Source organism: Rhodococcus sp. (in: high G+C Gram-positive bacteria) (genome assembly GCF_049591685.1).
In the GTDB taxonomy this organism is placed as follows: Bacteria; Actinomycetota; Actinomycetes; order Mycobacteriales; family Mycobacteriaceae; genus Rhodococcoides.
Window position 1 is genome coordinate 1 of the sequence record NZ_JBAWFH010000323.1, and the last position, 14,344, is coordinate 14,344.

Here is a 14,344-nt window from a genome sequence, read left to right on the forward strand (position 1 = left end):
GAGAATCAGTACGTAGTAGGGTTGGTTCGCGAGAACCAGCACAACTGAACACGCGCCCGTAGCTCAACGGATAGAGCACTTGACTACGGATCAAGAGGTTAGGGGTTCGAATCCCTTCGGGCGCACAGAAAGGGCCCCTGAGCAGCGGATTTCCGCGCTCGGGGGCTCTTTGTTTTGCATTCAACTCAACACTTACTCAACACAGTCGAGCGGAAAGTCTTTAGCGTTTGGACAACCTGGGCTGGTCATGGACCTTCAAACATTTCATCTCGCGAATGGACACTTGGCTGTCACCGCGGGGTTCGAGTTCGCGAGCGCATCCGCCTGGTGCCACCCAGCGCCGTATGGGTATTCGACACCGGAACGTTAGTGTTGACTTCGAATTCTGGCCCACTTGCCTCGATTATGCATGAGGCCGATGTGTCGGCCTGAGCGGTTCGAGATTGCGGTTTCGAGCTCGATGGAGACTTCGGGCGTGGTGACTCTGCCGATATCGTTCGGCTGGCCGCTCGGTTCCACTGTCCGAGATGGTTCTTTCGGGTCGATCGGTCGGTGGGTTGGGGTCAGGCGGGCGCGGGTAGCGCCGCCAACCGGGTCAGTGCGGTGATGATCAGGTCGGACCAGGTCGCATCTTTGGATAGTCGCAGGTGGGTGCGGCGGGCATGGTTGGCGATGCGGCCGGCGATCGAGAAGATCCGCAGACGTAGCCGTTTCGGTTCCCACCTGCGGGCGTTGTGGTCGGTGAAGCCGAGCATCTGAGTCCAAGCGGTGAGTTCGAGGGCGAGAGCGACGATGGCAAGCCGGATTCGGTTGTGGTCGAACCCGTGCAGCGGAAGATTGCTCAGCCCAGTATCTTTCGCGATGCGGATCCGGTCCTCGCAGCGTGCACGGCGACGGTGCTGAAGTTCGAGGTCTTGAACTTTGCCTCGCACGGTGTTCGTGGCGAATGCAGTGAGCCGGAGTCTCCGCCGGTGTCGGTGAAGCGCAGTTGCGCGCCGGGGTGCGGGCGTTCCTTCCTGATCACCACACGCATCCCGGGTGGCCAGGTGGCGAGGTCGAGGATGCCGGTGGCGTCGATGACCCATGCCCCGTCGCGGACCTGTTCGTCGGCGTCGACTACGACCGATCAGGCGTCATCGGGGACCTCGCTCAGCGCCGTGACCATTGCGTCGGTGAGTCCGAACCCGATGGAGTAGGAAACCCGTTGCTTCTGCAGCCAGGACAGGTACGCGTGGCTGGCTCCGGCTCCATCGGTGCGGACCGGTACTTTCTTGCCGGGGCGGCTGCCGTTGGTGAACGGCAGTTGCGCGAGCGCGGTGCGGGTGACGTCGATGTGGTCGGCGGCGGTGTTCGAGCCGGCGTTTCCTGCGCGTAGTAGCGCTGTGAGGGGCTCGCCGGTGCCGGACTGTCCGTGGTCGACGAAGGCGAGTAGTGGGTGAAAGCCATACCCTCGCTTGTATGTCGGCGCTGCGAGCTCTTTGTCGGAGTGTGCGGTGACGAGGGTGGCTGGGGGCACCTCCCGCTTGCGGGGGACGAGGTCGATGACGATCGGGTTGTCTGCGGTGATGTCGTGATCGGGTGCATGCTTGCCGGCACGTTTCCATGCCGATGCGCGTGCTGTCGCGCGGGCGGTGTCGATCGCGGTCAGCACTGCGGGTGCATCGGCGGCCAACCTGGCGATCAGTCTGGAGACGGTCGGATCGGAGGGCACTTCCCCGAACACGGCGGTCTGTTCGCGCAGGGTCGCGATGTCGGCGAGGCAGTCGCCACCGAGCGCTAACGACACTGCGAGGTCGGTGATGATCTTGCCGGGATCGAACTGCGCCATCGGTTTCCGCCACGGCATCAATGCCGTGGACAGTTCGGAGCTCAGGCCTGTGACCTCAGCTGTTCGGAGCAGTGTCACCGCGTCGGCGTGCGACACGATTCCGGTTCCGGTGGCATCGACGGACAAGGTCGGGTACGACGACGTAGACTTGCTCTCCTGAAGGGTGCTCCTCGATCACGTGAATATTCAACCTTAGACAAGTCGAATTATCGCAGGTCGGAGCACCCTTTTTCAGTTTTGACACGGGACGAAGACAGATCGTCATGAAAGCGCCAGGTTAACTCACCGTCCGTATTTGTTGACTTGTGCCGTGCAGAACGGTTCGGCGGGTGGCAGTCGGCCGCTTGGACTTGACCATTCGGCGGGCAGTGACGAAAGCGGCACCAATCCCTCGGCGGTGAGCGCTTCCCTAGAAGTTGCTCGCCAGGACCGAGGGGATGTTTCTGCGCGGGGTGAGATGTCCGATAAAGGGGCGGACGGGTCTACATGTTCAGGTCCTTCAGCCATTGCTGCACGCTGCGCGGGGAGATTCCGAGAAGTTTATGTGCAGACTGCCCCCGTGGGATGACCTCGTCGGGCTGGGTGCGTCGATGGTGGTAGGAATCGACGACCAGCCCCGCAGCACCCGCGCCGAAGAGTGGGGTAATCAGCTCACCGTACTTATCGGGCGAGAGTGCCTCGAACGTGACGGGATGGCCGAGGTGTGTAGAGAAGCCTTCCGCTATGTCGGCCCCAATTAGCCCCGGCAGCGCACCGACCGACACGGTGCCTGTGACGTCTCGCTCGGCGAGCAAGCGCGCGGCGACGTCGGCCACATCGAGATGCGAACTCCACGACACGGCATAATCGTCGCGAACCGGATACGCCAGTCTGCCCTCCTCCCGCACCGGACCTACAGTGACCGGGAGCAGCAAGTTCTCGAGGAACAACCGCGGTTCGACGATCGCAGAGGACACCCCACTCGCTGTCATTCACGGGCAAGCACGCTTTGCGCTGACGAAGATTCCGCACGGCCATCGTCGATGCTCATGCCGCTGGTGGAGAACACCACCCGTTCAGGACGCGCTCGACGGACCGCTTCGGCGATGGTCGTGGCAAACGCCATCTGTCCGTCGAGGGGGCCGATGGGGACATGTACGAAGACGCCCTCTGCTCTGGGAACGCCTTGACCAAGGAGTCGACGGAGCTGAAATCGACCGAGACTGCGGGGCCGTCGAACGACGACGCATCGCGGACTGCGGCCATGGCCGAGTGGCCGGCTGCGTTGAGAGCGGACAGGACGGGGGAGCCTTGGGCGCCGGATGCGCCATGCAAGTCACCATCCCATGATGCATACCGTGCACTGGTTACATCAACTGCAATAAGGGTACTGTCGTCCGTCGTGAGCCCTAACAAGTTCCTCGATTGTTCGGCAGAGTCCTGCGGGATCGCCCGCTTCCTGAGCCTGCTGAACGGCCCGTGGGCGACGCTCATCGTTCGTGAATTACTCACTGGGCCACACCGGTTTGGTGAACTGCTCACGGCATTGGACGGTATCAGTGCGCACACGCTGACAAGTCGGCTCCGTACGTTCGAGACGAACGGGCTGGTCACCCGGACCGCCTACACGGAGATCCCGCCGCGTGTGGTGTACGAACTTACCCCGCTTGGGCAGAACCTGCGCCCCGTTCTCGAAGCAATGAACAACTGGGCTCTGACCGTTCCCGCCGCGAATGGTTGAACGGGTACCAGCTCGCCGCGGGTGCACTTGGCACGACGACGGCTGAGAGGCTGTCACGGCCGCGTCCGCCTTCCATCAGTCAGCACACCGCGAAGCAAATCTCAGGTCGTGTACAGCTGCCCACCAGGACGAGCAGGCCGATGCGGATGTTGATGAAGAACACTGCCCGCCAGGTGAGCAGGTCGGTGAGGATGCCGCCGAGGACCAGGCCGATGACGATGCCGGACATCGCGCCGTAGAGCGAGAGGGCGGCGTCGCACATTCTGCGGCTGTCGAACGAGGTTGCGATCAGCGCCAGCGAGTTCGGCGCGGCCAGTGCCGCGCCGATTCCTTCGATGGCGCGGGCGATGATGAGCATCTCGGTGTTCTGCCCGAGCCCCCCCGAGGAGCGAGGCGGCAATAAAGACTGTGTGAACGTCGACAACAGACTTTACGCGCCGGTGATCAGCAGATGCCTATGTCGCCTACCATGGCAGACGAGCAAAAGGCCCCGATCGAGAGCATTCTTGGTGAGCTGGGTCGGTCGCTGCCATGGGATTTAGCGTCTCAACCCGGAGGTGCTGTTTACCCAGTCAATTCACGCCGGGAGAGGTAGTCGCTGGGCGCTGTACCGAAACGGTCGCGGAACGCGCGACGAAACGTAGATTCGTCGCCGAAACCCGCGAGCACGCAGGCGTCTCGCGGCGAAATCCCCTCGCGTAACGATTGCGCCGCGCGCTCCACTCTGCACCGGCGTAAGTAGCGCGCCGGGGACTCGCCATGCTCGGCAAAGACATTCTGCAACAATCGGATCGATACATTGTGTCGCCGTGCGACCGAAGTCGGCGTCACATCGGGGTCGGACGCACAAGCCGCCATGTAGGACGCGGCTCGCCGATACAACGCCGCTCGTTCTGCACCAGGAGAGGCCACCTCGCGACCTGAATTCCGGCCAGCTGGTATGCGCTCGATCAGCTGTCTCGAGGCATAGTCGATCGCCACAACCACCATCGACATGCCGTCCAATTCAAGTGCACACGTTGACCATTCGACTGGGAACGCTGAGCCATCACGGCGGATCATCCATTCCAAGGCACCACGTTCGCGAGTGCAACCGGGCTCGTGAGGACGGAGCAAGAGACAATCCGACTCCGCGTAGGCGGTCCCGTCCACGTATGAATGATGGAAGGTGTGGTGGCTGTTACGCCCCAGAACATCATCGTCGGTCCGGTAACCGAGTGCGGTCAGCGCGGCCGGATTGATCACATCAATGCTCCCCTGCGGCCCGACCAACCAGGTTGGTCGTTCCATGGTGTTCATCATCTTGCGCGCTGCACCCAATTCTGAAATCACCTTCGGTCCTCACTCCGTCGACCAACCCCACCTGCCTGATAACGTAGATTTCGCTTGTTACGACGAAGATGCCGATTCGTCACGCCGTCGTATCGGCCGGTTGCCGCCGCGCAATTCGCGCACTCATTTCGTGCGCGCATCTCCTTGTCTCGCATCGGTCTGAATGGTCGGATGAGGAATCACTTTTCCAAACCGACCGATGGGATCCCAGATGTTCAACCCAAAAATGCAGAGTGCAGACCTCAATGCGCTCGCTCCCGAAGTTCACGGTGCGATCAGCAAGCGCAGCGCAGAACTCGACGGCGTCACCGTCACGCAGGTGACGTTCGGCCCGGGCGCAAAGTGGTCTCACGATTTGAAGGAATACGCCGGGACCGACCTGTGCGAGCTCCCGCATGTGGCACTGGTGGTCGACGGCATCCTCGCAGTGCAGATGACCGACGGCTCCTATGAAGAATTCGCCCAGGGGAATGTCATGCTCCTCCCTCCGGGACACGACGCCTGGTCCGTCGGAGACAAGGCATGTACGTTCGTCGAGTTCTCGCGCGGAAACGACTACTACGCCGGCGAGCCCACCGAATGAGCGCATCCGCGACCCTGCCACCGCTCGTCAAGACTATTCGTCTTGCCAAGAAGAAGAAGAATCTGTCCTGGCAAGACATCGCGGACGCACTGGGCAGGCCGACACCGTGGACGGTATCGGCCTTGTACGGGCAACATCCACTCGGCGACGGTCAGGTGTCGATCGTCTGCGACATGCTGGGCCTGCCCGCGAACTCGCTGGACGAGCTCACATTGGCGCCATACCGGTGCTTGTTGGACATCAACTCCGACCCGACTGTGTATCGCTTCAATGAAGCGCTTCAGGTCTACGGGCCTGCACTCAAAGAGTTGATCGCAGAGCAATTCGGCGACGGGATCATGAGTGCAATCAACTTCACCGTCGACATCGAACGGCGACCTCACGAAGATGGAGACCGCGTCGTCGTGACGTTCGACGGCAAGTTCCTCGATTATCGTTGGACAGAATAACTCCCGTCGTTAGGGGAGCCATCGAAGCAGTCGCCTGCTGGAGAAGGGTATCTTGCTCGGCTACGCGTGCTCATCGGTGGCAGCCTCGCAACTAGCCGCCTGAGCGATGGGCCTCCTTGGGAGACGGTGCGCCAGGTCCCGTGGGCTCGTCACGGTGCCGGGCATACGCGCCCGTTTGATCAGCAGGTCTCGTGAGCCCACCACCCGCCACTCGTCCGCACCTAGACGGGTACGCCAGCGAAACCATGGGAGTTAATCCTGATGACTATCAGCGCGTTCGATCTCTTCTCCGTCGGCATCGGCCCCTCGATCGAGCTCTCATACCGTGGGCCCGATGCGCGCCGCCACAATGTTCTTGGACGATGTCAAGAACCATCTCGATCTTGATAAGGTGACTCGCCTAGAAGCCGACCTGTTCGGGTCACTGGCTGCAACCGGCCGCGGTGTCGGCTCCGGTCCAATAGTGAGCTGTTGTTCCGGTCGAACGGAGGAGTCAGCCAGAGCCCGGCACGTCACGATTCCTCCGCCCATCAGCTGTCGGGGGAGAATAGGCCGCAGGCAACTTCGCTCGATAGTGCACCGTGGATGGGCGAGTCCTTCGATCGGGGCCGATCCGTTGTTATCGTTTTTCACACCGAACGGGCCGCAGGGAATGCGCCGGCGACGAAGTGTTCGAAGCTGCGCGGCCTGCCGGTGACGTGTTCGACGACGTCGGTGACGCGATCCTCGGATCCTGCCTCGATATCGGAGTCCGCGGCCGCGAGGATCGGCGCGTATTCGGCGGGCACACCGCCCGCTGTATGCAGTCGCGCCAACTAGGCCACTGAAATCGATCGGTGATGCAAGGATTGCCCGGTGTGGGCGGCGATGATTCGGGCCGCGTCGGAATAGCTCAACGCCTGGGGACCGGTGACAATGTGGGTGTCGTACGACTGCGCATCGAGTAGGGCGTGGACTGCGACCGCGGCGATATCGCCCGCGTCGACGAAGCCGCTACGGCCATGCCCGGTAGCGGAGACGATTTCGCCTGCGTCCACCCCCGCTGCGAGCGCGGTGTGTCCGCGGAAGTTCTGCATGAACCAACTCGGCCGCAGGACGACCCATTCGGGCATCATGTTCGCCACTGCGTCGTGAATCTGCCTGGACCGACAGGTGTATTGGGCCTGCTACGCCGGCGACGGCTCACTTTTGATCGCGTTGTTCAACACTGAGGCCGGGTGCCTCCAGTACGAAGCCGAGGTCGACGGTGCGGATGTGATCGAGCCAGTCGTCGAATCCGGCGGTGTGGGCATCGATGAACGCTCGATCCAGATCAGTTGCGGTGCAATGTCTTCGGCGTCGACGAGGAGTTCGCCGAGACCTTGGAACAGGGCCATGTCGCCGCCGATGCGGATCTGCAGGAAGTCGCCGGAGATTTTTGCTCCGTGGCCGATGACGCCGTGCACTTTCTGTGGGTCCTCGAAGCGCAGCAGCCCGGCTTCGGGGAGCGGGTTGACGCCAATGACGCAGGCGCCGTTGATTTTTTTCTCGAGGGATGAGTCGATTGGCATCGTCCCATTCGATCAATTCGTAGTGGGCCCCGCCGGGGCACAGAATCATCGGGTGGGTCAGGCGGCCCTGCTGCCCAGCCTGTATTCCGTGCGACCGAGGAGGTCGTCGACCGAGTGTGCTGCGAAGGAGTCGGGTCCGACGAATGCATTGGCCCATTGTTTTTGTCAGCTGATCGCACCACCGTGTGAGTTGCACCAAGTCCCTACGGTCCAACGTTTTTCACGAGATCGGGCCAACCGGACCTTAATCGTCGACGGCCCGCAAAGCAGCGCAAAGAGCTCCATGCGCGGAGTCCTGTTTTTCTTGTGCAGTGGCCATGCGATCAACCCCGACTGTGCCGTACAGGGGCACGTTTGGGTGCCGCGAGTGGAGCCGTTCGGCAGGTTGCTCGGCGTGTCGGTCGACGCCGAGTGCGTCGATTCCGATGGTGTTCTGCAGTTCGTCGTGGATGGGCGTGTCGCGCACAACGGACTCGACCTTCTCGACCCCCAGAATGCGGGTCGGTTCGATTGTGCGGTGCGGCCGTCGGCGTTTGGGCAACGACCGCTTCGGCCACCCTACGGCCTCGCCCGATTCGCTGTGCTTTCTCCAAGCCGCCCCGTCATCAGATGCGCACACCGAACCTGGGCGTCGCATACGGGCCGGGACGGCGAGTCGGAAATATGTGGTGGTGTCCGACCTGTTGGGGCTGAACCCGAACACCTGATCGAAACAATCGCCGCGGCAATCATTTCGATGTAAACCCAGCCTACGCTCATCGGGTCGGTGTTCGGTCGAGTACGGGGGGGTCAGTCGATCCTGTCGAAGCGCATAGCCGCCATCGGGGTGCATTCCGCCGATGAGCTCGTGCGCGACGGTTCGATGTCCGTCGATCGTGACGTCGACGTCGTGGCCGATCCAATGACCGTCCGGCAACATCCAGTACGAGTCCGTTCCCACCACGTCACTGTGCCGGTTCCCGTCCTGATCGAACACCGTCCCCGACGTCCGCCACCGGCCGAGGATCGGGCTGAGCGGCGTCAGCGCTGCAGTGGTCGACGGCATGTTCACGATGTCATCGAGATGCTGATCGTCGGCTGGGCCCATGGAAGACAGCGTGACTCCTGACGGGACGACCCGTCGACGGCAGCAGCGAGCTTCGGCGCGTCCACGCCCTTGGCCATATCGGTGTCGACGAGGCTTATGTGGATCCCGACGACATGGGTGCCCTGAGCTGCGAGTTCGAGGCGAGTGCTGTCGGTCGTCATCCAGGCGGCTGCCTTGGACGCGGAATAGGCTCCGGTGCCGGGGGTGGTGAAGCAGGACAACGCGGAGATGACGTTGACGATGCGCCCGCGACGGCGGTACTACGGAAGAGCTTCTGGCGATCGCCGAGACCGCCATGGCGGCGTTTCCGCCCCCGCCCACGCGCGATGACGAGAACGTCGTACGGGCCCGGAAGTCGCCTACTTCGGAATCGGCGACCCTCCCGTAGTACCGGCGCGTTCGTCGGCAATTGCCCGCGTCCGCGACGGTGAACGCCGAGATGGCCATGACGGCGGCGAGGGCGAACGTCGACCCGCCTCGGCCGAAGTTCACGAGTGCCTCGTCCACTTGTCGGTCGCCGACGAGACCGACGGCGGCGATGACACCGAACGTTACGACGCCGGCGACGTCGAGAATCTTCCAGCCGCTCCGCATCGTCTGATATGCGTTGAGGGCCTACGCAATCGCGAATGCAACGATCGCTGCGAGAGCGACGTGGTCTGCGCCCAAACGTTCGGCGACGACCGAGAAAATGATCCAGGGAGCAAAACCGAGAAATATCGATATTGCGTTCATACTCGCCCTAAATAGTCGATTGCTTTCGCTTGTGCCTCGTCGGATTGTGGGTGGGTGTAGAAAGCGAAGTGCGTGCCGCGGTCCAAAGTCAGCAATTCCGAACCGGCTATACCCGAATGGGCTGTGTCGCTGTTGGCCGGGACAACATCGGAATCGGCGCTGCCCTGCACCAGCAGTGTGGGAGCAGCAATCGACTGCCACCCGACGTCGTAGGTTTTGGCGAACTGGGTCACGTCGTTGTCCCAGCCCGCTTTTCGTCGACCGACCTGCGAGGCCGTGAGAGCCATGTCGAGCACGAACTGTTTCTTCGTCTCGTCCGAGGCGATGTAGGCGACGTGCTCGTCGAATTCCCTGCCCGACAGCGAACTTTCGTCGGAGACGGCGCCCTGGATGACCTGCAGCGGTTGATGCTCGACGAGTTTTTTCATCAGCCAGTCGCCGATCCTGGTGGTCTGAAAGATCCGCGAAGACAGGTCGGGGGTGGGATTGACCCATTGCTGGCCGAGGCACGCGATCGCCACCAACGCGCCGGCGCGCTCGGGATGAAGGGCAGCGAATCGGAATGCGGACGGACCGCCCCCCGACCACGCCAGGACACCGACCCTGTCCACGCCGAGGCCATCGAGCAACGCTGCGAACAGGTGGGCTTGTTCGTCCGGGGTGCGGCGCTCGCCGAGTTCGGTACCGAGATACCCGGGGCGCGAGATCAAGATCGCCTGGAACCGGTCGGTAGGCAGAAAGCGGGCCATCGCCTCGGCTGCGTCGATGCCCCCGGGTGAGCCGTGCAGAACCAACACCGGGGTGCCTGTTCCGCGAACTGCGCACTCGATCGGCCCGAGCACGGTGTTCGCTACGCGGACGTCGGCCAGTGGCAACATGGCTCTCCTTTCGGCACCCGTCCGAACGAAGGTAGCCCGGACACGAGTCCGGACGCCTCGCCCGAATCGTGTGAAGTTTGCTCGACGTGCCTCAGCCCACGGACTTCTACTACGCGCGGTAGCACCCGTATGCTCTCGTTCATGCCCGAGACGCCCGACGCCGCCGCGGTGATGCGCGGCGCGTCCGTCGCGCTCTCCTCGGTGCTGGTCACGGCCGCGGCGCATACAGCTGGTGGCGGGATGTTCCCTTCCGAGACGGCCGCGCTCCTGCTGTGTCTTCTGTGCGGGGTCGTCGGGTACGCCGCTGCGGCGTCACCGTTCGCAGCGTTGGCGCGGTTCCGATCGATCCTGGCGCTGGCCGTTGCCCAGGGCGCCGGACACATGTTGTTGACAGTCGTCGACGGACACCATCACGGCGCAGCATCGAGTCACCAGATGTTCGCCGCGCACGCCCTGGCCGTCGGGCTCGGCGCCGTGGCGATCGCCGGCGCGGAACGGGGCATTCACCGCGCGGTCACGGCACTGCGTCGAGTTCTTCCGCTTCTACTCGTCCTGGTGGTCGACGAGTCGCGTATTGCGCCTCCACTGCCGACATACCGGCTGCCTCGCTCCTCGCGGTTGCTCGATCGCTCTGGTTCAGGGAATCGCGGACCACCCGCACAGCTCGCCTGAACGTTGTTCGCCGTCGGCGCCTGCATTCGACAAACCCAACCGAAATACGCACCGCCGGTGCCGCGGCGAACTCCGCACACGCTCGATAACTCTGGGCTGCGAGACACGCTGTCCGATCGCTCAGGCGCCGGCGCACCGTAGCCGAGCGCCGCGATCTGCGCACGGCCATGCCTGCCGTCCCCGGCATCCCTGGCGAGCGCTGACGCCCCGTTTTATCGGCATCGACCAAGAACGAGATCCTTCACGTGTCCACACCCGAAAAAGAGCGAGAGCCCGTACCTCTCGCACCACCTCCACCGAACCGATCGAGACCGAACCGCTCGACACCGCGCAGCTGGCGGCCGCTGATTATGCGGCTACATTTCTACGCAGGCATTCTGGTGGCACCGTTCATCGTCGTCGCCACGCTCAGCGGCGGCCTCTATGCGGTGGCGCCGTCGATCGAACAACTCGTCTACCGCGACTACCTGCACGTCGAGAGCACCGGGCCTGCGGTGCCGATAAGTGAGCAAGTGCGCGCAGCGCAGGCCGAACGACCGGACTTGACCGTCGCCGCCGTCAGACCTGCCGCCGAACCCGGCGAGACGACCAGGGTCATGTTCACCGATCCGTCCCTGGGCAAATCGAAAACCCTCGGCGTGTTCATCGATCCGGTGACCGCCACTGCCGTAGGCGAACTCACCGTCTACGGATCGTCGAGTGCGCTTCCCGTGCGCACCTGGATCAGCGAACTGCACCGGCACCTCCACCTCGGTGAACCGGGCCGTCTCTACAGCGAACTCGCAGCCTCGTGGCTGTGGGTCATCGCCCTCGGAGGCCTGTTCCTGTGGATCGACCGCTACCGGCGCGGCCGACGCCGGGACCGGGGGACAGCATCATTGCTGACCGTCGACCGCGGATCCACGGGGCGCGCCCGGACGCTGAATTGGCATGGTGTAGCGGGCATCTGGATTGCCGTCGGCTTGATCTTTCTGTCGGCAACCGGGCTGACCTGGTCCACCTACGCCGGAGAGAACGTCTCCGATTTGCGCACGGCGCTCGATTGGACGACGCCCACAGTCACCACAACCATCGGGTCCGGCTCGGCCACCGCAACCGGTGACCACGCTGCGCACGGCCACAGTGCAACTCAGGCCCCAGCGGCGGACGGCGTCGCCGCCATCGACGTGGACCGACTCGACACGGTCCTCGAGAAAGCACGTGAGGTCGGCGTCACCGGAGCCGTGCAGGTGTCCGTTCCGGCGATGAGAGACACGGCGTTCCTTGTCGCAGAAACTCGGCAGCCATGGGTGATGTCCAACAACTCGGTTTCCATCGACGGAGCCACCGGCGACGTCGTCGACATCTCGTGGTTCGCGGATTGGCCACTGGCAGCCAAGCTCTCGGCGTGGGGCATCCAACTCCACATGGGCACCCTCTTCGGCCTCGCCAACCAGCTCGCACTCCTCGCGCTGGCGATCGTCCTGGTCTCGGTCGTCGTCCGCGGCTACCTGATGTGGTGGAAACGCCGGCCGACGCGTGAGACCGGCTTACCGTTCGGCAGGCCGCCCGCCCGTGGTGGCCTTCGGCGTCTGCCCCCGGCCGGCGTGATCGCAGTGGGCACCGCTGCCGTCGCAGTCGGCTGGTTCATCCCACTCCTCGGAATCAGTCTGCTCGCCTTCCTCGTCATCGATGTCGCGATGGGATTCCGACGCACACCACCCACTTCGCCGGTCGCCGCGGTAGCCGCGGCCCGGCCGGCCCGAAAGGCAAACTCATGAACAAGAACCGCCGCACCGCCGCCGTTGTCACCGCACTGACGGCAGCCGGCCTCATCTTGACCGCATGTTCGACCGCCGAGTCCGAAGATGTTGCACAACAGTCTGATTCCGTAGTGATTCACGAGCAGTGGGTCAAGGCAGCCGAGTCCGGCATGACCGCGGCATTCGCCGAACTGGAAAATACGGGTGAGCGCGACGTGCATGTGGTCGGCGCGTCATCGGCTGCGTCCACCTCGACGGAACTGCACGAAATGGCGACCGGCGCCGACGGCGCGATGGTGATGCGGCCAAAAGCCGGCGGATTCGTCATCCCTGCCGGTGGTACGCATTCCCTGTCCGCCGGCGGCGATCACCTGATGCTGATGGACGTCACCGAGCCGTTGACGACCGGAGCGGACACCGAGTTCACTCTCGAACTCGAGGATTCGTCCACCGTGACCTTCAGTGCGCAGGTCCGCGATTTTGCGGGAGCAGACGAAAATTACGAGCCCGGCGCGCACGAGATGCCCGAGGGCACGCACGGTGGCTGACCGGTCGGAACCCGTCGGCCGTGCCTTGAGTCGGCGACGCCTCCTGGGAGGGGGTGCCGCTGCGCTCGGGGCGGCCGGACTGACCAGCGCAGCAGGTTTTACGGTCGGTGACGCCCGCGCCGCAACGCCCGTCACGGGGGGAGAAACAGTCGAGTGGAGAGGTATTCATCAAGCAGGCGTAGTGACGGAGCCGCAGTCGCACGCGCTCTTCGTCGGATTGAACCTGGTCGCCGGTGCCGGACGTCGGGAAGTCACGGGCATCATGAAGGTGTGGACCGAGGACATCGGCCGGCTGACGCAGGGCGCGCCTGCCCTCGCGGACACCGAATCCGAGCTTGCGACTCGGGCGTCGAGGTTGACGGTGACCGTGGGGTTCGGTCCGGCGGTATTCGACGCCGTCGGCTTGCCGGAGTACAGACCGTCGTGGCTGAAGCCGTTGCCCGCGTTCGGCATCGATCGGCTCGACCCGAACTACTCCGGAGGTGATCTGCTGTTGCAGGTGTGTGCGGACGATCCGGTGACGGTCGCTCATGCGGTGCGCGTGTTGACGAAGAATGTCCGCTCGCTCGTCGTCGTCGGCTGGACGCAACGCGGGTTTCGCCGATCCCGAGGCGTCGAAAAACCTGGAACGACCATGCGGAATTTGATGGGGCAGGTCGACGGCACGGTCAACCCCTCACCGGACGCCGACGATTTCGAAAAGTTGGTGTGGGACGACGGTTCGGAACAACCGTGGTTTCGACACGGCACGTCGATGGTGTTGCGGCGTATACGTATCGAGATGGACACCTGGGACGAACTGGATCGGACCGGGCGTGAGCAGTCGGTCGGGCGGACGTTGGACACCGGTGCGCCGTTGACCGGTGTCGGCGAGTTCGACGAGGCGGATTTCACGGCGACGGACCGATTCGGCATTCCGGTCATTCCACCGTCGTCGCACATCGCCCGAGCACACCATCTTCACGACGGCGAACGAATTTTCCGGCGCGCGTACAACTATGACGACCCGCCCGGCCCGGGGGAGCTGTCGAACTCGGGCCTGCTGTTCGCCTGCTATCAACGAAACGTCGACACACAGTTCGTGCCGATCCAGCATCGGCTCGACCAGTTCGATGCGCTCAACGAGTGGACCACCCCTATCGGATCGGCCGTGTTCGCGATACTGCCCGGCGTCGGGCACACCGGTTATCTGGGAGGGTCCTTGCTCGATTAGCGGCCGA

Annotated in this window: 17 protein-coding genes, 1 tRNA gene and 2 pseudogenes; 9 read left to right on the plus strand and 11 right to left on the minus strand. The window is 63.5% G+C overall.

The features are described from left to right. Nucleotides 1-52 precede the first annotated feature (52 nt). Nucleotides 53-125 (plus strand) — tRNA-Arg (locus tag WBQ44_RS13405). A gap of 438 nt (nucleotides 126-563) precedes the next feature. On the opposite strand, the gene WBQ44_RS13410 is transcribed toward WBQ44_RS13405, so the two are convergent. The 3 genes from WBQ44_RS13410 to WBQ44_RS13420 form a co-directional block, all read right to left on the minus strand. Beyond that, nucleotides 564-1,085 (minus strand): transposase, encoded by a 522-nt coding sequence (locus WBQ44_RS13410; RefSeq protein ID WP_495567173.1) that lies wholly within the window; start codon nucleotides 1,083-1,085, stop codon nucleotides 564-566. A 41-nt stretch (nucleotides 1,086-1,126) separates the two neighbouring features. Continuing rightward, complete coding sequence (locus tag WBQ44_RS13415; protein ID WP_495567174.1) at nucleotides 1,127-1,954, minus strand: transposase; 828 nt, start codon at nucleotides 1,952-1,954, stop codon at nucleotides 1,127-1,129. 356 nt (nucleotides 1,955-2,310) lie between these two features. Then, nucleotides 2,311-2,784: a Rossmann-fold NAD(P)-binding domain-containing protein gene (locus tag WBQ44_RS13420; RefSeq protein WP_495567175.1), complete on the minus strand. Its 474-nt coding sequence runs from the start codon at nucleotides 2,782-2,784 to the stop codon at nucleotides 2,311-2,313. Nucleotides 2,785-3,209: 425 nt separating this feature from the next. On the opposite strand from WBQ44_RS13420, the gene WBQ44_RS13425 reads away from it, so the two are divergent. Then, nucleotides 3,210-3,548 carry a winged helix-turn-helix transcriptional regulator gene (locus WBQ44_RS13425; protein WP_495567176.1) on the plus strand — a complete coding sequence of 113 codons (339 nt, stop codon included), beginning with the start codon at nucleotides 3,210-3,212 and terminating at the stop codon, nucleotides 3,546-3,548. Between the two features lie 79 nt (nucleotides 3,549-3,627). On the opposite strand, the gene WBQ44_RS13430 is transcribed toward WBQ44_RS13425, so the two are convergent. Then, nucleotides 3,628-3,906, minus strand: coding sequence for an MFS transporter (locus tag WBQ44_RS13430; protein WP_495567177.1), 279 nt, complete (start codon nucleotides 3,904-3,906; stop codon nucleotides 3,628-3,630). A gap of 206 nt (nucleotides 3,907-4,112) precedes the next feature. Further along, complete coding sequence (locus WBQ44_RS13435; RefSeq protein ID WP_495567178.1) at nucleotides 4,113-4,880, minus strand: helix-turn-helix transcriptional regulator; 768 nt, start codon at nucleotides 4,878-4,880, stop codon at nucleotides 4,113-4,115. A 211-nt stretch (nucleotides 4,881-5,091) separates the two neighbouring features. Here WBQ44_RS13435 and WBQ44_RS13440 point away from each other — a divergent pair, with 211 nt between their 5' ends. The 3 genes from WBQ44_RS13440 to WBQ44_RS13450 all read left to right on the plus strand — a co-directional run bounded on the left by WBQ44_RS13440 (nucleotide 5,092) and on the right by WBQ44_RS13450 (nucleotide 6,609). Then, on the plus strand, nucleotides 5,092-5,463 hold the full coding sequence (locus WBQ44_RS13440) for a cupin domain-containing protein (protein ID WP_495567179.1): 372 nt from the start codon (nucleotides 5,092-5,094) through the stop codon (nucleotides 5,461-5,463). Then, nucleotides 5,460-5,912: a cyanase gene (cynS, locus tag WBQ44_RS13445; RefSeq protein ID WP_495567180.1), complete on the plus strand. Its 453-nt coding sequence runs from the start codon at nucleotides 5,460-5,462 to the stop codon at nucleotides 5,910-5,912. The genes WBQ44_RS13440 and cynS overlap by 4 nt, the downstream gene beginning before the upstream one ends. Nucleotides 5,913-6,261: 349 nt before the next feature. Beyond that, nucleotides 6,262-6,609, plus strand: a complete 348-nt coding sequence (locus WBQ44_RS13450; protein ID WP_495567188.1) for a hypothetical protein — start codon at nucleotides 6,262-6,264, stop codon at nucleotides 6,607-6,609. On the opposite strand, the gene WBQ44_RS13455 is transcribed toward WBQ44_RS13450, so the two are convergent. From WBQ44_RS13455 to WBQ44_RS13480, 6 genes and pseudogenes are all read right to left on the minus strand, one after another. Next, on the minus strand, nucleotides 6,542-6,727 hold the full coding sequence (locus WBQ44_RS13455) for a hypothetical protein (RefSeq protein WP_495567189.1): 186 nt from the start codon (nucleotides 6,725-6,727) through the stop codon (nucleotides 6,542-6,544). The two genes, WBQ44_RS13450 and WBQ44_RS13455, sit on opposite strands and share 68 nt — an antisense overlap. Beyond that, complete coding sequence (locus WBQ44_RS13460) at nucleotides 6,728-7,036, minus strand: hypothetical protein (protein WP_495567181.1); 309 nt, start codon at nucleotides 7,034-7,036, stop codon at nucleotides 6,728-6,730. 73 nt (nucleotides 7,037-7,109) lie between these two features. Next, nucleotides 7,110-7,603: pseudogene (locus tag WBQ44_RS13465) on the minus strand (hypothetical protein); the annotation flags it as partial. A gap of 103 nt (nucleotides 7,604-7,706) precedes the next feature. Next, nucleotides 7,707-8,549 (minus strand): hypothetical protein, encoded by an 843-nt coding sequence (locus tag WBQ44_RS13470; protein WP_495567182.1) that lies wholly within the window; start codon nucleotides 8,547-8,549, stop codon nucleotides 7,707-7,709. Continuing rightward, nucleotides 8,510-8,794, minus strand: a pseudogene (locus WBQ44_RS13475) (SDR family NAD(P)-dependent oxidoreductase); the annotation flags it as partial. The gene WBQ44_RS13470 and the pseudogene WBQ44_RS13475, both read right to left, overlap by 40 nt. Nucleotides 8,795-9,280: 486 nt before the next feature. Further along, nucleotides 9,281-10,162: an alpha/beta fold hydrolase gene (locus WBQ44_RS13480; protein ID WP_495567183.1), complete on the minus strand. Its 882-nt coding sequence runs from the start codon at nucleotides 10,160-10,162 to the stop codon at nucleotides 9,281-9,283. A gap of 141 nt (nucleotides 10,163-10,303) precedes the next feature. On the opposite strand from WBQ44_RS13480, the gene WBQ44_RS13485 reads away from it, so the two are divergent. The 4 genes from WBQ44_RS13485 to WBQ44_RS13500 all read left to right on the plus strand — a co-directional run bounded on the left by WBQ44_RS13485 (nucleotide 10,304) and on the right by WBQ44_RS13500 (nucleotide 14,337). Further along, nucleotides 10,304-10,834, plus strand: coding sequence for a hypothetical protein (locus WBQ44_RS13485; RefSeq protein ID WP_495567184.1), 531 nt, complete (start codon nucleotides 10,304-10,306; stop codon nucleotides 10,832-10,834). Between the two features lie 245 nt (nucleotides 10,835-11,079). Continuing rightward, nucleotides 11,080-12,594 (plus strand): PepSY-associated TM helix domain-containing protein, encoded by a 1,515-nt coding sequence (locus WBQ44_RS13490; protein WP_495567185.1) that lies wholly within the window; start codon nucleotides 11,080-11,082, stop codon nucleotides 12,592-12,594. Beyond that, nucleotides 12,591-13,124, plus strand: a complete 534-nt coding sequence (locus WBQ44_RS13495) for a copper chaperone PCu(A)C (protein ID WP_495567186.1) — start codon at nucleotides 12,591-12,593, stop codon at nucleotides 13,122-13,124. Before WBQ44_RS13490 ends, WBQ44_RS13495 begins: the two co-directional genes overlap by 4 nt. After that, on the plus strand, nucleotides 13,117-14,337 hold the full coding sequence (locus WBQ44_RS13500; RefSeq protein ID WP_495567187.1) for a Dyp-type peroxidase: 1,221 nt from the start codon (nucleotides 13,117-13,119) through the stop codon (nucleotides 14,335-14,337). The genes WBQ44_RS13495 and WBQ44_RS13500 overlap by 8 nt, the downstream gene beginning before the upstream one ends. The last annotated feature ends 7 nt before the right edge of the window (nucleotides 14,338-14,344 follow it).

What these genes read in the sequence shown, in the direction of transcription:
- WBQ44_RS13410 (WP_495567173.1), bottom strand. Translation starts at nt 1,085, where the DNA reads ATGGGTCATCGACGCCACCGGCATCCTCGACCTCGCCACCTGGCCACC.
- WBQ44_RS13430 (WP_495567177.1), bottom strand. Translation starts at nt 3,906, where the DNA reads ATGCTCATCATCGCCCGCGCCATCGAAGGAATCGGCGCGGCACTGGCC.
- WBQ44_RS13440 (WP_495567179.1), top strand. Translation starts at nt 5,092, where the DNA reads ATGTTCAACCCAAAAATGCAGAGTGCAGACCTCAATGCGCTCGCTCCC.
- cynS (WP_495567180.1), top strand. Translation starts at nt 5,460, where the DNA reads ATGAGCGCATCCGCGACCCTGCCACCGCTCGTCAAGACTATTCGTCTT.
- WBQ44_RS13450 (WP_495567188.1), top strand. Translation starts at nt 6,262, where the DNA reads ATGTTCTTGGACGATGTCAAGAACCATCTCGATCTTGATAAGGTGACT.
- WBQ44_RS13470 (WP_495567182.1), bottom strand. Translation starts at nt 8,549, where the DNA reads ATGGGCCCAGCCGACGATCAGCATCTCGATGACATCGTGAACATGCCG.
- WBQ44_RS13480 (WP_495567183.1), bottom strand. Translation starts at nt 10,162, where the DNA reads ATGTTGCCACTGGCCGACGTCCGCGTAGCGAACACCGTGCTCGGGCCG.
- WBQ44_RS13485 (WP_495567184.1), top strand. Translation starts at nt 10,304, where the DNA reads ATGCCCGAGACGCCCGACGCCGCCGCGGTGATGCGCGGCGCGTCCGTC.
- WBQ44_RS13495 (WP_495567186.1), top strand. Translation starts at nt 12,591, where the DNA reads ATGAACAAGAACCGCCGCACCGCCGCCGTTGTCACCGCACTGACGGCA.